Below are 14,856 nucleotides of genomic sequence, written 5' to 3'. Positions count from 1 at the left end.
GAAGTCCCCGTTTAATCAGAAGTTCACCCCAATTATTCGTTTGCTACGCGTCTCTACTCCTCGAAGCTTCGCACAACCCCAGACATATTCCACAGTATCGGCAAGATATTTCTGAAATGCGCAGGATCGGCACTCGACCAGAACTGTGCAGGGCGAGCAGGTCCCTCGGCCAGTAACTCACGCTCGGCCAACAGACGTTGAAGTTGCCGCGCCACGGCAGCGCCAGTATCGATCAGGCTGATGCTCTGCGGGAGCATCTGCTTGAGCAGCGGCTTTAGAAAGGGATAATGCGTGCAGCCAAGAATGATCGTGTCTACACCGGCAGCCAGTAGCGGGTCGACATACCCTTGCAGCAACTGACGCAATGCCTCGCTGTGCAGGTCGCCATTTTCAATCAGCTCCACCAGCCCAGGGCACGGCTGAGTGATCACCCGCACATCGGTGGCGAAACGGTCGAGCAAGGCGGCGAACTTGGCACTCTGCAAAGTTCCGGTGGTGGCGAGTACGCCCACCACACCGCTGCGGGTCGCCGCGGCGGCCGGTTTGACCGCGGGCTCCATGCCGACGATGGGCCACTCGGGGAAATCGCGGCGCAAGTCCGCAACGCCAGCGACGGTCGCCGTGTTGCAAGCCAGCACCAACGCCTTGGCGCCCTGCTGTTGAAAGAACTGCGCCATGACACTGCAACGCTGACGGATGAATGCCGGGGTTTTCTCGCCGTAGGGAATATTCCCGCAATCGCCGAAGTACAACAAAGATTCGTTGGGCAGCAACTGCTGGATCTCGGCCAGCACGGAGAGTCCACCGACACCGGAATCGAATACAGCAATTGGCGCTTCACGCATGGCTCGACCCACAGACGCTGCAGCCCGGATCACGCTTGACCCGCAACTCACGAAAGCGCGTACCCAAGGCATCGATCAATAACAGGCGCCCCACCAGCGGCTCACCAAACCCCACCAATAACTTCAGCGCTTCGAGGGCTTGCAGGCTGCCGACCAGGCCCACCAGCGGGCCAAGTACGCCGGCTTCGCTGCACGTCAACTCGGCTTCGCTGCCGTGCCCGTATAAACAGTGGTAGCACGGACTTTCCGGACGACGGGGGTCGAACACCGATAATTGCCCTTCCAGCCGAATCGCTGCGCCGCTGACCAGTGGTTTACGCGCGGCCACACACGCGGCGTTGACCGCCTCGCGTGTGGAGAAATTATCGGAACAGTCCAGCACCAGATCCACCGCCGCCACTGCCGCGGCCAGGGAATCTTCATCGAGGGCAGTGCGATGGGCAGTCAGTTGAATCTCAGGATTGATCGCGCTCAGACGACGAATCGCCGAATCGACCTTGCTCAGGCCGACACTGTCGGTGTCGTGGACGATCTGGCGCTGCAGATTGGTCAGGTCGACTGTGTCGAAGTCTGCCAGATGCAACTCGCCAACACCGGCCGCGGCCAGATACAGCGCAACCGGTGAGCCGAGACCGCCAAGGCCGACAACCAACACGCGGCTTTCCTTGAGTCGTAGCTGGCCGTCGATGTCGACGTGTTGCAGCAAAATCTGCCGGCTGTAGCGCAATAATTCCTGATCATTCAGCACGGCAAGCGCCCCAGACTGATGCGTTCGTGACTGCCCAGATCGGTGCGGCTATGGACCTCTTCAAACCCGCGGCTCAGCAACAAGTCGCGCACTGCGCGGGCTTGATCGTAACCGTGTTCGAGCATCAACCAGCCACCCGCTTCAAGATGCTCCGGTGCCTGGGCGACGATCAGACGCAGATCGTCGAGCCCATCGACACCGGCCACCAGCGCACTGGCCGGCTCGAAGCGCACGTCACCCTCAGCCAGATGCGGATCGGTGCTCGCGATGTAGGGCGGGTTGCTGATAATCAGTTGGAAACGCTGGCCTTCCAAAGCGCTGAACCAATGGCTGCTCAGCACGGTGGCGTTGTTCAGGTGCAGCCGCTGGCGATTGCGCTCGGCCAGGGCCACGGCTTCCAGCACGCGATCCACGGCGGTGACTTTCCAGGCAGGGCGCTCGCTGGCCAGCGCCAGGGCAATGGCGCCGCTGCCGGTGCCCAGATCAAGAACCCTGGCCGGGGTCGCAGGCAACAGCTCCAACGCGGTTTCTACCAGCAGTTCGGTATCGGGACGCGGAATCAGCGTGTGGGGCGCGACTTCCAGGTCAAGTTTCCAGAAGCCCTGCTGCCCCAGAATGTAAGCCACCGGCTCACCGCTGCGACGACGTTGCAGGTACTCGGCAAACTTCAGTGCCGCTTCGCTCGGGACGATCCGCTCAGGCCAAGTGTGCAGAAAGCTGCGGGATTTGCCCAAGGCAGCCGCCAGCAGCAACTCGGCATCCAGACGCGCGGTGGGCGAGTCGGGCAAATCGGCGGCGCGCAACAAGCTGGCAATGATCGTCATTTACTCACCTATCGCTGCCAATTGGTCGGCCTGGTACTCGGCCAGCAACGGTTCGATGACCGCATCCACGCCACCCGCAAGAATTTCGTCGAGCGAATACAGCGTCAGGTTGACCCGGTGGTCGGTGACCCGGCCCTGGGCAAAGTTATAGGTACGGATCCGCTCGGAGCGGTCACCGGAACCTACCAGCAATTTACGCTCGCTGGCGATGGCATTGGCCGCCGCGCTGGTCTGTTGGTCGTTGAGCTTGGCCGACAGCCAGGACATCGCCCGGGCGCGGTTCTTGTGCTGGGAACGTTCTTCCTGGCACTCGACGACAATACCGGACGGCAAGTGCGTGATGCGGATCGCCGAGTCGGTCTTGTTGACGTGCTGACCACCGGCGCCGGAGGAGCGATAGGTGTCGACCCGCAGGTCCGCCGGGTTGATCTCGATGGCTTCCTGCTCATCCGGCTCGGGCAACACCGCCACGGTGCAAGCCGAGGTGTGGATGCGCCCCTGGGATTCAGTGGCCGGAACCCGCTGCACACGGTGCGCGCCGGATTCGAACTTCAGCTTGCCGTAGACGTTCTCGCCTTCGACCCGGGCAATGACTTCTTTATAGCCGCCGTGTTCGCCTTCGTTCTCCGAGAGGATCTCTACCCGCCAGCCACGCCGTTCGGCATAACGCGAATACATGCGGAACAGGTCACCGGAGAAAATCGCCGCTTCGTCACCGCCGGTGCCGGCACGGATTTCGAGGAACACGTTACGCCCGTCGTTCGGGTCCTTGGGCAGCAGCATACGTTGCAGGCCGGCTTCAAGTTCGACCAGTCGATCCTTGGCTTCGCGGACTTCTTCCACGGCCATTTCACGCATGTCCGGGTCGCTGTCCTTGAGCAGTGCCTGAGCCCCTTCGAGGTCGCCCTGCACTTTAAGCAGTTGTTTATAGGTGTCGACGATCGGCTCGACTTCCGCATATTCCTTGGAATAGGTGCGGAACTTGTTCTGATCGGAAATGACTTCGCCATCGCCAAGCAGGGCGGTCAGTTCCTCGAAACGGTCCTGGAGGATGTCCAGCTTATTGAGCAGTGACGCTTTCATTGCGGTTTCTTATCCGAAAAGCTATCCGATGAGCCCTCACCGAGGGCAAAGAGTTCCTGGGCCATGGCCAGCGCATCGAGGCGGCCTTCGGCAGAGAGCTTTTTCAACTGCACACTCGGGGCATGCAAGAGTTTGTTGGTCAGGCCGCGGGCCAGTTGCACCAGCACGTCCTCGGCACTGCTGCCATTGGCGAGCATGCGCTGGGCCTTCTGCAATTCTTCGTCGCGCAGGCGCTCGCTTTGTTGACGATAGGCCTTGAGCACATCCACCGCCGCCAGTTCGCGCAGACGGATCATGAAATCTTCGGCACCGACCGAAACCATCTCTTCGGCGGCCTGGGCAGCGCCCTGACGGCTCTTGAGGTTTTCGGCGACCACTTCATGAAGGTCGTCGACGCTATACAGGTAAACGTCGTCCAACTCGCCGACTTCCGGCTCGATATCCCGGGGAACGGCGATATCTACCATGAAAATCGGCTTGTGCTTGCGCAATTTCAAGGCACTTTCCACCGCACCTTTACCGAGAATCGGCAACTGGCTGGCGGTGGAACTGATGACGATGTCGCTGCGCACCAGTTCTGCCGGAATGTCCGAGAGCAGCACGGCGTGAGCGCCGAACTGCTCGGCCAGGATGCTCGCGCGTTCCAGGGTGCGGTTGGCGACCACGATTCGCTTCACCCCCAGTTCATGCAGATGGCGGGCGACCAGGGTGATGGTCTCGCCGGCGCCGATCAGCAACGCCTGGCTGCGTTGCAAATCACTGAAAATCTGTTTCGCCAGGCTGACTGCGGCAAACGCCACGGACACCGGGTTTTCGCCGATGGCGGTATCGGTCCGCACCTGTTTGGCCGCATTGAATGTGGCCTGGAACAGCCGCCCGAGCAGCGGACCGATGGTGCCGGCCTCACGAGCGACCGCGTATGCCGATTTCATCTGACCGAGAATCTGCGGTTCGCCCAACACCAGCGAATCGAGCCCGGAAGCAACCCGCATCATGTGACGAACTGCCGCATCATCTTCATGCACATAAGCGCTCGCGCGCAGCTCATCGAGGCTCAAATGATGATAATCGGCCAGCCAGCGCAACACGATGTCAGCCGAAAGGTGATCCTGTTCTATATACAGTTCACTGCGATTGCAGGTGGAGAGGATCGCAGCTTCGCGGCTGTCGGTGAGTCGGCAGAGCTGCTGCAAGGCCTCAACCAGCTGCTCAGGGGTAAAGGCCACGCGCTCGCGGACGTCTACTGAAGCAGTCTTGTGGTTAATACCGAGTGCAAGGAAGGCCATTCAAGGTCGCTGATGGTGACGTGAAGCCGGCAATTGTCCTACTTCGACAGAGCCAGAACAACCACTCGATATCTATCGTTCCTGCAGGAGCTGCACAAGACTGCGATCCATTCTTATTTACACAGTCGCCGAGCCTGCGCAGATTGCGCGCGCGGGTAAATTAGCCGGGCGGTTATGTTTGGCTCAAGGCTTGTGTCATGATGATCCGACCGCAGGTTAGTCGTCCTCTTCCTATATGAATAGATCTTCCGCGTTGCTCCTCGCTTTTGTCTTCCTCAGCGGCTGCCAGGCCTTGGCACCCGTTTCGTCGGACGGTACGCCGCCGGTCGAAGACAGCACTCCGGCACCTGAAAAGCCCAAGGTTTATAGCTCGTTCAGCGAAGAAACCATCTTCAGCCTGCTGAGCGCCGAACTGGCCGGCCAGCGCAATCGTTACGACATTGCCCTGGACAACTATGTAACCCAGGCCATCAATACTCAGGATCCGGGCATCTCCGAGCGGGCATTTCGCATTGCCGAGTACCTGGGCGCCGATCAGGCCGCCCTCGATACCGCACTGATCTGGGCAAAAAATGCCCCGGACGATCTCGAAGCGCAACGGGCAGCGGCCGTGCAACTCGCCCGCGCCGGGCGTTACGACGACTCCATGGTTTATATGGAGAAAGTCCTGCAAGGCAAAGGCGACACGCATTTCGATTTCCTCGCCCTGTCCGCGGCCGATACCGACCAGGAAACCCGCAACGGTCTGATGAAAGGTTTTGACCGCTTGTTGCAGCGTCATCCGCACAACAACCAGCTGATCTTCGGCAAGGCCTTGCTGCTGCAACAGGACGGCGATACCAAGGGCGCGCTGACACTGCTCGAAAACAATCCTCCGGACGAAGGTGAAGTAGCGCCTATCTTACTGCGCGCGCGCCTGCTGCAAGGGCTCAACCGCGGCGATGAAGCCTTGCCGTTGTTGCAAAAAAGCATCAAGAAATACCCGGACGACAAACGCCTGCGGCTGACCTATGCGCGCATGCTGGTTGAACAGGACCGCATGGACGACGCCAAGGTCGAATTCTCGAGCCTGGTGCAGCAATACCCCGAAGACGACGAACTGCGTTATTCCCTGGCCCTCGTCTGCCTGGAAGCCAAGGCCTGGGTCGAGGCCAAAGGTTACCTGGAAGACCTGATCGCTCGGGAAAGCCACGTCGACTCGGCACACCTGAATCTGGGACGTATCGCTGAAGAGCGTAACGATCCCCAGGGCGCACTGATCGAATACGCCCAGGTCAGGCCGGGCAACGACTACTTGCCGGCGCAATTACGTCAGGCCGATATTCTGATGGGCAACGGCAAGACCGCCGAAGCCCAAAGCCGCCTGGCGGCTGAACGCGACGAACAACCCGATTACGCGATCCAGTTGTACCTGATCGAAGTCGAAACCCTGTCTGCCAACAAACAGGGCGACAAGGCCTGGAAAGTCTTGCAGCAAGCCCTGCAGCAATTCCCGGACGATCTGAATCTGCTGTATACCCGGGCGATGCAGGCGGAAAAACGCAATGACCTGGCACAGATGGAAAAAGACCTGCGCCTGATCATCAAGCGCGACCCGGACAATGCAATGGCGCTGAACGCTCTCGGCTATACCCTGTCCGACCGCACCACGCGCTACGCCGAAGCCAAGGCCCTGATCGAACAAGCGCACCAGCTCAACCCGGAAGACCCGGCCGTTCTCGACAGCCTTGGCTGGGTGAATTTCCGCCTGGGTAACCTCGACGAAGCCGAGCGGTATTTGCGCCAGGCGCTGGAGCGCTTCCCCGATCAGGAAGTCGCCGCTCACCTGGGCGAAGTCCTGTGGGCCAATGGCAAACAACGCGAAGCCAGACAAATCTGGGGCAAGTTCCTCAAGGAACAACCCGACAGCCCTGCCCTGCGCAGCACCATCAAACGCCTGACCGGATCAGAGACTCTTTAAGATTATGTTTTTGCGCCACATCATTGTTTTCAGCTTCATCGCCCTGCTCGCCGGTTGCGCGGGCTTCGGCGCCCGCGAATCGGTCGAAGGTCGCGGCAACGCAGCCCAATGGCGCGAACACAAACAGCAACTGACTGGCCTCGACGGCTGGCAGATCAACGGCAAGATCGGCATCCGTGCGCCAAAAGACTCAGGCAGCGGCACATTGTTCTGGCTGCAACGCCAGGATTACTACGACATTCGCCTCTCCGGCCCGCTGGGCCGTGGCGCGGCCCGCTTGACCGGTCGCCCCGGCAAAGTTTCGCTGGAAGTGGCCAATCAGGGCCGCTATGACGCGAGCACCCCGGAAGCCCTGGTCGAAGAACAACTGGGCTGGAAATTGCCGGTGTCCCATCTGGCATGGTGGGTTCGCGGGCTCCCGGCCCCGGACAGCAAGAGTCGCCTGACCCTGGACGTCGACAGCCGCCTGTCCAGCCTCGAACAGGATGGCTGGCAGGTCGAGTACCTCAGTTATGCGGAGCAAAACGGCTACTGGCTGCCCGAGCGGATCAAACTGCACGGCACCGACCTTGATGTCACGCTGGTGATCAAGGACTGGCAACCACGCAAACTGGGGCAGTGAAGATGACTGTTCCACGCCTGACATTGCCCTCGCCCGCCAAGCTCAACCTGATGTTGCACATCCTCGGTCGCCGTGAAGACGGCTACCACGAACTGCAGACGATTTTTCAGTTTCTCGACTATGGCGATGAAATCACGTTCGCCGTTCGCGATGATGGCGTGATTCGGCTGCACACCGAATTCGCCGACGTCCCTCACGACAGCAACCTGATCGTCAAAGCCGCGAAAAAACTTCAGGAGCAATCCGGTTGTTCGCTGGGTGTCGACATCTGGATCGAAAAAATCCTGCCCATGGGCGGAGGCATCGGTGGCGGCAGTTCGAATGCGGCAACAACGTTGCTGGGCCTCAATCATCTCTGGCAACAGGGCTGGGATGAAGATCGGCTGGCCGCGCTGGGCCTGACACTGGGTGCCGACGTCCCGGTTTTCGTGCGTGGCCATGCGGCTTTCGCCGAAGGCGTGGGGGAGAAACTCACCCCTGTAGAGCCTGAAGAACCGTGGTATCTCGTACTGGTGCCGCAAGTATCTGTAAGTACAGCAGAAATTTTTTCAGATCCACTGTTGACACGTAACTCTCCTCCCATTAAAGTGCGCCCCGTTCCCAAGGGAAACAGTCGAAATGACTGCTTACCGGTGGTAGCAAGGCGTTATCCAGATGTACGTAACGCATTGAATTTGCTAGGTAAATTTACCGAAGCAAAACTCACCGGAACTGGAAGTTGTGTGTTTGGGGGCTTCCCAAGCAAAGCTGAAGCTGATAAAGTCTCGACCCTTCTTACAGAGACCCTTACAGGGTTTGTAGCAAAAGGAAGCAACGTTTCGATGTTGCATCGCAAGCTGCAAAGTCTGCTCTAAAAGGAATCGAGTACTGGGTACTCGTTGCAACAGATACAGGGGCGTCGCCAAGCGGTAAGGCAGCAGGTTTTGATCCTGCCATGCGTTGGTTCGAATCCAGCCGCCCCTGCCATTTTCCTATACTCATCCAGGTTACCCTCAGCCTTCAGGTACTGCGCGTGTCCAAGATGATGGTCTTTACGGGGAACGCTAACCCCGATCTGGCTCGGCGTGTTGTACGTCAGCTGCATATCCCTCTCGGTGACATCTCTGTCGGTAAGTTCTCCGACGGCGAAATTACTGCCGAGATCAATGAAAACGTTCGCGGTAAAGACGTCTTCATTATTCAGCCGACTTGCGCTCCGACCAACGATAACCTGATGGAACTGGTAGTGATGGCTGACGCCTTCCGCCGCTCCTCGGCTACTCGTATCACTGCTGTTATTCCTTACTTTGGTTATGCCCGTCAGGATCGCCGTCCGCGTTCCGCACGTGTGGCAATCAGCGCGAAAGTCGTCGCTGACATGCTTACCGTAGTCGGCATCGACCGTGTTCTCACGGTTGATCTGCATGCTGACCAGATTCAGGGTTTCTTCGATATTCCGGTAGATAACATCTACGGCTCCCCGGTACTGGTGGATGACATTGAAGATCAGCGCTTCGAAAACCTGATGATCGTGTCCCCGGACATTGGCGGCGTCGTGCGTGCACGGGCTGTTGCCAAATCCCTGGGCGTGGATCTCGGGATCATCGACAAACGCCGTGAGAAAGCCAATCACTCTGAAGTGATGCATATCATCGGTGATGTCGAAGGGCGTACCTGTATTCTGGTCGATGACATGGTCGATACCGCCGGCACTCTGTGCCACGCGGCCAAGGCCCTGAAAGAGCATGGCGCGGCCAAGGTTTTCGCCTACTGCACGCACCCTGTGCTGTCGGGTCGGGCGATCGAAAACATTGAAAATTCCGTGCTGGACGAGCTGGTGGTGACGAACACCATCCCGCTGTCCGCTGCAGCACAAGCCTGTGCGCGTATCCGTCAACTGGATATCGCACCGGTAGTTGCCGAGGCGGTCCGCCGCATCAGCAATGAAGAATCGATCAGCGCGATGTTCCGTTAAGGGCCCTGCCCTTTTCATTACATCCTGTTGACGAAAAGCGCCCCGCCCCGGCATTCCTGTCGGGGCGGGGCTTTTTTGCCCATATCGCCTTTAGCGCTGGTCGCAAACGCTGGGGCGAATGTGGTTATTTTGGAGATACAACATGAACGATTTTACTCTGAATGCTGAAGTGCGTTCCGACCTGGGGAAAGGTGCGAGCCGCCGCCTGCGTCGTCTCGCCGCCCTGGTTCCAGCTGTAGTTTACGGTGGCGAAAAAGCCCCTGAATCCATCAGCATGCTGGCGAAAGAAGTTGCCAAACTGCTCGAAAACGAAGCGGCTTACAGCCACATCATCGAGCTGAACATTGGTGGCACCAAGCAAAACGTCGTCATCAAAGCTCTGCAACGTCACCCGGCCAAAGGCCACGTGATGCACGCTGACTTCGTACGCGTAGTTGCCGGCCAGAAACTGACTGCTATCGTTCCAGTGCACTTCATCAACGAAGCTGCGCCGGTCAAGAAAGGCGGCGAAATCTCGCACGTCGTTTCGGAAATCGAAGTTTCTTGCCTGCCGAAAGACCTGCCTGAATTCATCGAAGTTGACCTGGCTAACGCCGAAGTCGGCTCGATCATTCACCTGTCCAACATCAGCGCTCCTAAAGGCGTTGAATTTGTTGCTCTGGCTCACGGTAACGACCTGGCTGTTGCCAACGTTCACGCTCCACGTGTTGCTCCAGAAGCTGCAGAAGGCGCTGCAGAGTAATTTCACTCTGTACGCCGGAGTGACCGGAAACATCGCGGACTAGAGCGTAGCGAGAAAGCGGGCGAGAACGCGGAGTTTACATAATGGTAAATGAGCACTTGTCGTCCACTTTCGCCGCACACCCTGATGGCGGCGATGTTATCCATCACTTCAAGGAAGGGCCCCTATCGTGACTGCCATCAAACTGATCGTTGGCCTGGGAAATCCAGGCGCTGAATACGAACAGACCCGGCATAACGCAGGGGCCCTTTTTGTTGAGCGCATCGCGCAAGCACAGGGCGTAAACCTTGTGGCCGATCGTAAGTATTTTGGCCTGACCGGGCGCTACTCGCATCAAGGTCAGGATGTTCGTCTACTGATTCCCACCACCTACATGAACCGCAGCGGCCAAGCCGTGGCGGCACTTGCCGGCTTCTTTCGTATAAAGCCTGAAGAAATCCTGGTGGCGCATGACGAACTCGACCTGCCTCCGGGCGTTGCCAAGCTCAAACAGGGCGGCGGCCATGGCGGTCACAACGGGTTGCGCGACATCATTGCGCAGCTGGGTAATCAGAATACCTTTCACCGCCTGCGACTTGGCATTGGCCACCCGGGCGTTGCCAGTATGGTTTCAAACTTCGTCCTGGGTCGTGCGCCACGCGCCGAACAGGAAAAACTCGATGCCAGCATCGACTTTGCCCTCGGCGTACTGCCGGATATCCTCGCCGGTGAATGGAACCGCGCGATGAAAAACCTGCACAGCCAGAAGGCCTGACTCTAACTCCTCGGGGAAACACCATGGGATTCAATTGCGGCATCGTCGGCCTGCCTAACGTCGGTAAGTCCACCCTGTTCAACGCCCTGACCAAGTCCGGGATCGCGGCCGAGAACTTCCCCTTCTGCACCATCGAGCCCAACAGCGGTATCGTGCCGATGCCGGATCCGCGCCTGGAAGCCCTGGCAGTCATCGTCAAGCCCAAGCGTATCCTGCCGACCACCATGGAATTCGTCGACATCGCGGGCCTGGTTGCCGGCGCCTCGAAAGGTGAAGGCCTGGGTAACAAGTTCCTCGCCAACATCCGCGAGACCGATGCCATCGCCCACGTAGTCCGCTGCTTCGAAGACGAAAACGTAATTCACGTCTCCAACAGCGTTGACCCGAAACGCGACATCGAAATCATCGACCTGGAACTGATCTTCGCCGACCTCGACAGCTGCGAAAAGCAACTGCAGAAAGTCGCCCGCAACGCCAAGGGTGGCGATAAGGATGCAGTGGTCCAGAAAGGCCTGCTGGAGCAACTGATTGCTCACTTCACCCTCGGCAAGCCTGCGCGCAGCCTGATGAAGAACATGAGCGCCGACGAGAAACAGGTGATTCGCGGTTTCCACCTGCTGACCACCAAACCGGTCATGTACATCGCCAACGTCGCTGAAGACGGTTTCGAGAACAACCCGCTGCTGGATGTGGTCAAGGCCATCGCCGAAGAAGAAGGCGCCGTGGTGGTTCCGGTCTGCAACAAGATCGAAGCCGAAATCGCCGAACTGGAAGACGGCGAAGAGAAAGACATGTTCCTCGAAGCCCTGGGCCTCGAAGAACCGGGTCTGAATCGCGTAATCCGCGCCGGCTATGAAATGCTGCACCTGCAGACCTACTTCACCGCCGGTGTCGAAGAAGTCCGCGCCTGGACCGTCCGCGTCGGTGCTACCGCACCACAAGCCGCTGGCGTGATCCACACCGACTTCGAAAAAGGCTTCATCCGCGCCGAAGTTATCGCTTACGACGACTTCATCCAGTACAAGGGCGAAGCCGGCACCAAAGAAGCCGGTAAATGGCGTCTGGAAGGCAAGGACTACATCGTTAAAGATGGCGACGTGATGCACTTCCGCTTTAACGTGTAACAGGAACCGTGGATTTCCACGGATCTCGATAGACTCAAAATCCCCGTAATCACTTGATGATACGGGGATTTTTGCGTCTTGGGATCACCATCTTCCTCGACCACACGCAGACCTCGCGGGCCTGTGCGTAACGTATTGGTGGCCAGGGTCATGGCAGTCCGTCATTCACGATACCGCCGTGATACACCTTCTATCAGGTCGCTTCGGGCAAAGAGTGCGCTTTCTCAGGCGGTTTGATTGAGCCAATGTAAACCGCAAAGACAGTCAGCAGCGCGCCACAAATCTGCAGCGTGGAGCTGGCCTTGCCGAGAAAGGTGACATCAATGAAATACGTGATCACCGGCTCCAGCAGCAGGATCAGACCGGCCAACCCCAGGCTGATGGCTCCAATCGAACGGTTGACCAACAACCAGCCGACAAACTGCACCAGCACCCCGTATATGATCAACATCAGCAAGGTTTGCCCATCCACGATGGCCAAGCTTTCCCCAGTTGCCAGCGCGTATGTCAGCAGAACCAGCGCCGCCCAAAGACTCAAATTGAGCATCTGTGCGATCTTGTCACCCCCGCCGTCAGGCAACTGGGTGTTGATCTTCAGGAAGTACACGCAGATGGCATACGCCAGCCCCGACAGCACGCCATACACCACGCCCTTGATCCCTACCGCACTGGTCATCTCGGGTAGCAACAACAGATAGAGCCCGACAAATGCCAAGGTAATGGATACCAGGAAGTAGATCGAAGGTTTTTCCTTCAACAGGTACAACCCCAGTAGGGTCATGAAGAACACCTGACAGTTGGTCAGGATCGACCCGATGCCCGGGCCGACGATATAGATGCTCTGGTGCCAAAGCACCAGGTCAATGGCCAGAAACACCCCAGCCAACGCGGTGTACAGCTGCGCCTTGGCGGTTTTGAGCAGCACCGGTGTTTTGCGCACCTTGAGCAGCAGGAAGAACAGGATCGAGGCGAACACCATCCGATAGAACCCTGCGCCACCCGCACCGATATGGGCGAAAGCGACGGCTAGAGCAGACAGACTGAGCATCAGTCCGCCGATGGTCAATTCAATGATTGCCCGATTGTTATTAGTCGACATGAGAAACCTCATTGATAAAGACCGGCATTAACTTTATGAACACTCACAACTCCCCCCAGGTAACAAACACCGGACTCGACAAAGCAGAAAAGCCCCAAAGGTCTTTTCTGCCACGCGTCAAAAACACAACTAATTTTTAATTAGCTTTAATAGTTAGCCGCCACACAATTCTTTAAACTTCTTGCGCGGCCAACTTCAACCATTGTTGTACCGGCGCATAACTCAGAATGTTTTCGACATAACCCTGCAGTTGTTCAGGGATGGCAATCCCATAACGACGGAAGCGGAACACCACCGGAACAAACATCGCATCAACAATGCCAAAGTCACCGCAGAGGAACTGTGTTGAACCGCTCACCTCACGGAGCTGCTTCCAGATTGCGAATACCCGCATGATTTCCTCTCGGGTCTCGGCGGTCAGGCTTTCCGGGATGTCACCGGTGTTCAGGCCAAACGACATCTGCGTGCGCAGATGGGTGAAACCGGAGTGCATCTCTGCCGCAGCAGCTCGTGCCAGGGCCCTGACCCGTGAATCTTGAGGCCAAAGGTTGGCGGTCGGATATGTGCCGGCAATGTATTCGCTGATGGCCAGGCTGTCGTTGATGACAACATCATCAAGCAGCAGCGCCGGTACCTTACCGGAAGGCGAGTGCTCCAGAATGCGCTCGCGCGTGTCGCTTTGTTCCAGTTTGATCTGAAGGGTTTCAAATGCAACATCCGCTGTCACAAGAACCAGCCACGCACGAAATGACCATGAAGACTTATTAAAATCCCCAACTACCAGTTTTGTAGACATCGCATCCCCTAGCTTGTGTTGTGAAATAGGTGCTAAATTTAGCGACCTTTTCTTCATACGTATTGCACAAAACTGGACAATTAATGGATGAGAATCGCCACAACAAAGCCTCTCAAAAAAACAAGGACTTTGTTCAATTCTGGCGTATACCCGAAGGCGACTGTGAATTGCTATCTGCGCGTTACAGCACTCAATCTTTCGGCCGACATTCACATGACCGGTACGCTATCGGCGTTATAAGTAGCGGTGTTGAAAAGCTTTTTTATCGCGGCAGTTACTACATGGGGGTCGCTGGCAGTGTGGTCACCATTACCCCCGGGGAGATCCACGACGGCTTGCCAGGCCATGATGAGGGCTGGATGTATCGAATGCTCTATATCGACCCCGAATGGGTCAATCGGATGGTGTTTCAAGGGCGTTTTTCAGACAATCATATTCATCTTTTTCAAACAGCTCTGAGCCAGGCCCCCGACTTCGCCCGGACCTTTTTGCATCAACATCAAATCATTGAAAAATCCCCCTCCAGCCTTGAACGGGAAACTATCCTGCTGGATCTGGTGACGCAGCTCTTCGAGCGCAGCGGAGCGCCCATCGAACCGGTCAGTGCGGTTGAGCAGCATGCAGTGCAAAAGATCAAGAGGAAGCTCGAAGACGAGTTCGACAAACATCTGTCTCTGGAAGAACTGGCACAACTGGTGAATCTTGACCCTCTTTACCTGATCCGGGTGTTCAAAAAAAGCGTTGGCGTCTCCCCCCACAGCTATCAAATCCAGAAAAGAATCGCCCAGGTCCAAAAACTGCTGCGCACCGGGTCCAGCCTCGCAGAAGCGTCATTCGCTTGCGGCTTTTTCGATCAAAGCCACATGACTCGGGCCTTCAAAAAAGTAGTGGGCATCACACCCGGCAGGTTCCGCAAAAGCAGTACCTGAGCTTGTGCGTCCCCATCGTCTGACTCATTTGAGCCCGTATCCATTGCACCTTCCTGATAAGAAGTCGGAAGGTGTAAACCTTTTTCAGGG

The 14,856-nt window shown here is 57.5% G+C and carries 15 protein-coding genes and 1 tRNA gene; 9 read left to right on the top strand and 7 right to left on the bottom strand.

Features of this window, described 5'->3' with window-relative positions; all coding sequences use genetic code 11:
* Window positions 1-53: 53 nt before the first annotated feature.
* From murI to hemA, 5 genes are read right to left on the bottom strand one after another with little or no spacing between them, the layout of a single operon-like run.
* Window positions 54-845 (bottom strand): glutamate racemase, encoded by a 792-nt coding sequence (murI, locus tag ACZ9BB_RS00210; protein ID WP_476212039.1) that lies wholly within the window; start codon window positions 843-845, stop codon window positions 54-56.
* On the bottom strand, window positions 838-1,593 hold the full coding sequence (locus ACZ9BB_RS00205) for a molybdopterin-synthase adenylyltransferase MoeB (protein WP_476212038.1): 756 nt from the start codon (window positions 1,591-1,593) through the stop codon (window positions 838-840). The genes murI and ACZ9BB_RS00205 overlap by 8 nt, the downstream gene beginning before the upstream one ends.
* Window positions 1,587-2,417 carry a peptide chain release factor N(5)-glutamine methyltransferase gene (gene prmC / locus ACZ9BB_RS00200; RefSeq protein ID WP_476212037.1) on the bottom strand — a complete coding sequence of 277 codons (831 nt, stop codon included), beginning with the start codon at window positions 2,415-2,417 and terminating at the stop codon, window positions 1,587-1,589. Before prmC ends, ACZ9BB_RS00205 begins: the two co-directional genes overlap by 7 nt.
* Complete coding sequence (gene prfA, locus ACZ9BB_RS00195) at window positions 2,418-3,500, bottom strand: peptide chain release factor 1 (protein WP_476212036.1); 1,083 nt, start codon at window positions 3,498-3,500, stop codon at window positions 2,418-2,420.
* Entirely contained in the window at window positions 3,497-4,786 is a 1,290-nt protein-coding gene (gene hemA, locus ACZ9BB_RS00190) for a glutamyl-tRNA reductase (RefSeq protein WP_476212035.1), read from the bottom strand. Before hemA ends, prfA begins: the two co-directional genes overlap by 4 nt.
* Window positions 4,787-5,021: 235 nt before the next feature.
* Here hemA and ACZ9BB_RS00185 point away from each other — a divergent pair, with 235 nt between their 5' ends.
* The 8 genes from ACZ9BB_RS00185 to ychF all read left to right on the top strand — a co-directional run bounded on the left by ACZ9BB_RS00185 (window position 5,022) and on the right by ychF (window position 11,942).
* Window positions 5,022-6,746 (top strand): tetratricopeptide repeat protein, encoded by a 1,725-nt coding sequence (locus ACZ9BB_RS00185; RefSeq protein WP_476212034.1) that lies wholly within the window; start codon window positions 5,022-5,024, stop codon window positions 6,744-6,746.
* Between the two features lie 4 nt (window positions 6,747-6,750).
* Window positions 6,751-7,368, top strand: coding sequence for a lipoprotein insertase outer membrane protein LolB (lolB, locus tag ACZ9BB_RS00180; RefSeq protein ID WP_476212033.1), 618 nt, complete (start codon window positions 6,751-6,753; stop codon window positions 7,366-7,368).
* A 2-nt stretch (window positions 7,369-7,370) separates the two neighbouring features.
* Window positions 7,371-8,222: a 4-(cytidine 5'-diphospho)-2-C-methyl-D-erythritol kinase gene (gene ispE, locus ACZ9BB_RS00175; RefSeq protein WP_476212032.1), complete on the top strand. Its 852-nt coding sequence runs from the start codon at window positions 7,371-7,373 to the stop codon at window positions 8,220-8,222.
* 37 nt (window positions 8,223-8,259) lie between these two features.
* Window positions 8,260-8,334, top strand: a tRNA-Gln gene (locus ACZ9BB_RS00170).
* A 46-nt stretch (window positions 8,335-8,380) separates the two neighbouring features.
* The gene (locus ACZ9BB_RS00165) at window positions 8,381-9,322 is read left to right on the top strand and encodes a ribose-phosphate pyrophosphokinase (protein ID WP_003171603.1); all 942 of its coding nucleotides are present in this window, start codon (window positions 8,381-8,383) and stop codon (window positions 9,320-9,322) included.
* 142 nt (window positions 9,323-9,464) lie between these two features.
* Window positions 9,465-10,064: a 50S ribosomal protein L25/general stress protein Ctc gene (locus ACZ9BB_RS00160; protein ID WP_476212031.1), complete on the top strand. Its 600-nt coding sequence runs from the start codon at window positions 9,465-9,467 to the stop codon at window positions 10,062-10,064.
* Window positions 10,065-10,233: 169 nt separating this feature from the next.
* The gene (gene pth, locus ACZ9BB_RS00155; protein WP_008074178.1) at window positions 10,234-10,818 is read left to right on the top strand and encodes an aminoacyl-tRNA hydrolase; all 585 of its coding nucleotides are present in this window, start codon (window positions 10,234-10,236) and stop codon (window positions 10,816-10,818) included.
* 23 nt (window positions 10,819-10,841) lie between these two features.
* On the top strand, window positions 10,842-11,942 hold the full coding sequence (ychF, locus tag ACZ9BB_RS00150; protein WP_007939747.1) for a redox-regulated ATPase YchF: 1,101 nt from the start codon (window positions 10,842-10,844) through the stop codon (window positions 11,940-11,942).
* A 193-nt stretch (window positions 11,943-12,135) separates the two neighbouring features.
* On the opposite strand, the gene ACZ9BB_RS00145 is transcribed toward ychF, so the two are convergent.
* Window positions 12,136-13,041: a DMT family transporter gene (locus ACZ9BB_RS00145; RefSeq protein WP_476212030.1), complete on the bottom strand. Its 906-nt coding sequence runs from the start codon at window positions 13,039-13,041 to the stop codon at window positions 12,136-12,138.
* 172 nt (window positions 13,042-13,213) lie between these two features.
* Complete coding sequence (locus tag ACZ9BB_RS00140) at window positions 13,214-13,837, bottom strand: glutathione S-transferase family protein (RefSeq protein WP_476212029.1); 624 nt, start codon at window positions 13,835-13,837, stop codon at window positions 13,214-13,216.
* 83 nt (window positions 13,838-13,920) lie between these two features.
* Between ACZ9BB_RS00140 and ACZ9BB_RS00135 the strand changes: the two genes are divergently transcribed.
* Window positions 13,921-14,766 (top strand): helix-turn-helix domain-containing protein, encoded by an 846-nt coding sequence (locus tag ACZ9BB_RS00135; RefSeq protein ID WP_476212028.1) that lies wholly within the window; start codon window positions 13,921-13,923, stop codon window positions 14,764-14,766.
* Window positions 14,767-14,856: the final 90 nt, after the last annotated feature.

It is taken from the genome of Pseudomonas sp. TE3552, assembly GCF_056278945.1.
The sequence above is the reverse complement of the archived record's forward strand: the minus strand, read 5'-3'. Positions and strand labels throughout refer to the sequence as shown.

Coding starts and splice junctions, on each gene's coding strand:
- murI (WP_476212039.1), bottom strand. CDS start 845: ATGCGTGAAGCGCCAATTGCTGTATTCGATTCCGGTGTCGGTGGACTC.
- prmC (WP_476212037.1), bottom strand. CDS start 2,417: ATGACGATCATTGCCAGCTTGTTGCGCGCCGCCGATTTGCCCGACTCG.
- prfA (WP_476212036.1), bottom strand. CDS start 3,500: ATGAAAGCGTCACTGCTCAATAAGCTGGACATCCTCCAGGACCGTTTC.
- hemA (WP_476212035.1), bottom strand. CDS start 4,786: ATGGCCTTCCTTGCACTCGGTATTAACCACAAGACTGCTTCAGTAGAC.
- ACZ9BB_RS00185 (WP_476212034.1), top strand. CDS start 5,022: ATGAATAGATCTTCCGCGTTGCTCCTCGCTTTTGTCTTCCTCAGCGGC.
- lolB (WP_476212033.1), top strand. CDS start 6,751: ATGTTTTTGCGCCACATCATTGTTTTCAGCTTCATCGCCCTGCTCGCC.
- ispE (WP_476212032.1), top strand. CDS start 7,371: ATGACTGTTCCACGCCTGACATTGCCCTCGCCCGCCAAGCTCAACCTG.
- ACZ9BB_RS00160 (WP_476212031.1), top strand. CDS start 9,465: ATGAACGATTTTACTCTGAATGCTGAAGTGCGTTCCGACCTGGGGAAA.
- ychF (WP_007939747.1), top strand. CDS start 10,842: ATGGGATTCAATTGCGGCATCGTCGGCCTGCCTAACGTCGGTAAGTCC.
- ACZ9BB_RS00145 (WP_476212030.1), bottom strand. CDS start 13,041: ATGTCGACTAATAACAATCGGGCAATCATTGAATTGACCATCGGCGGA.
- ACZ9BB_RS00140 (WP_476212029.1), bottom strand. CDS start 13,837: ATGTCTACAAAACTGGTAGTTGGGGATTTTAATAAGTCTTCATGGTCA.
- ACZ9BB_RS00135 (WP_476212028.1), top strand. CDS start 13,921: ATGGATGAGAATCGCCACAACAAAGCCTCTCAAAAAAACAAGGACTTT.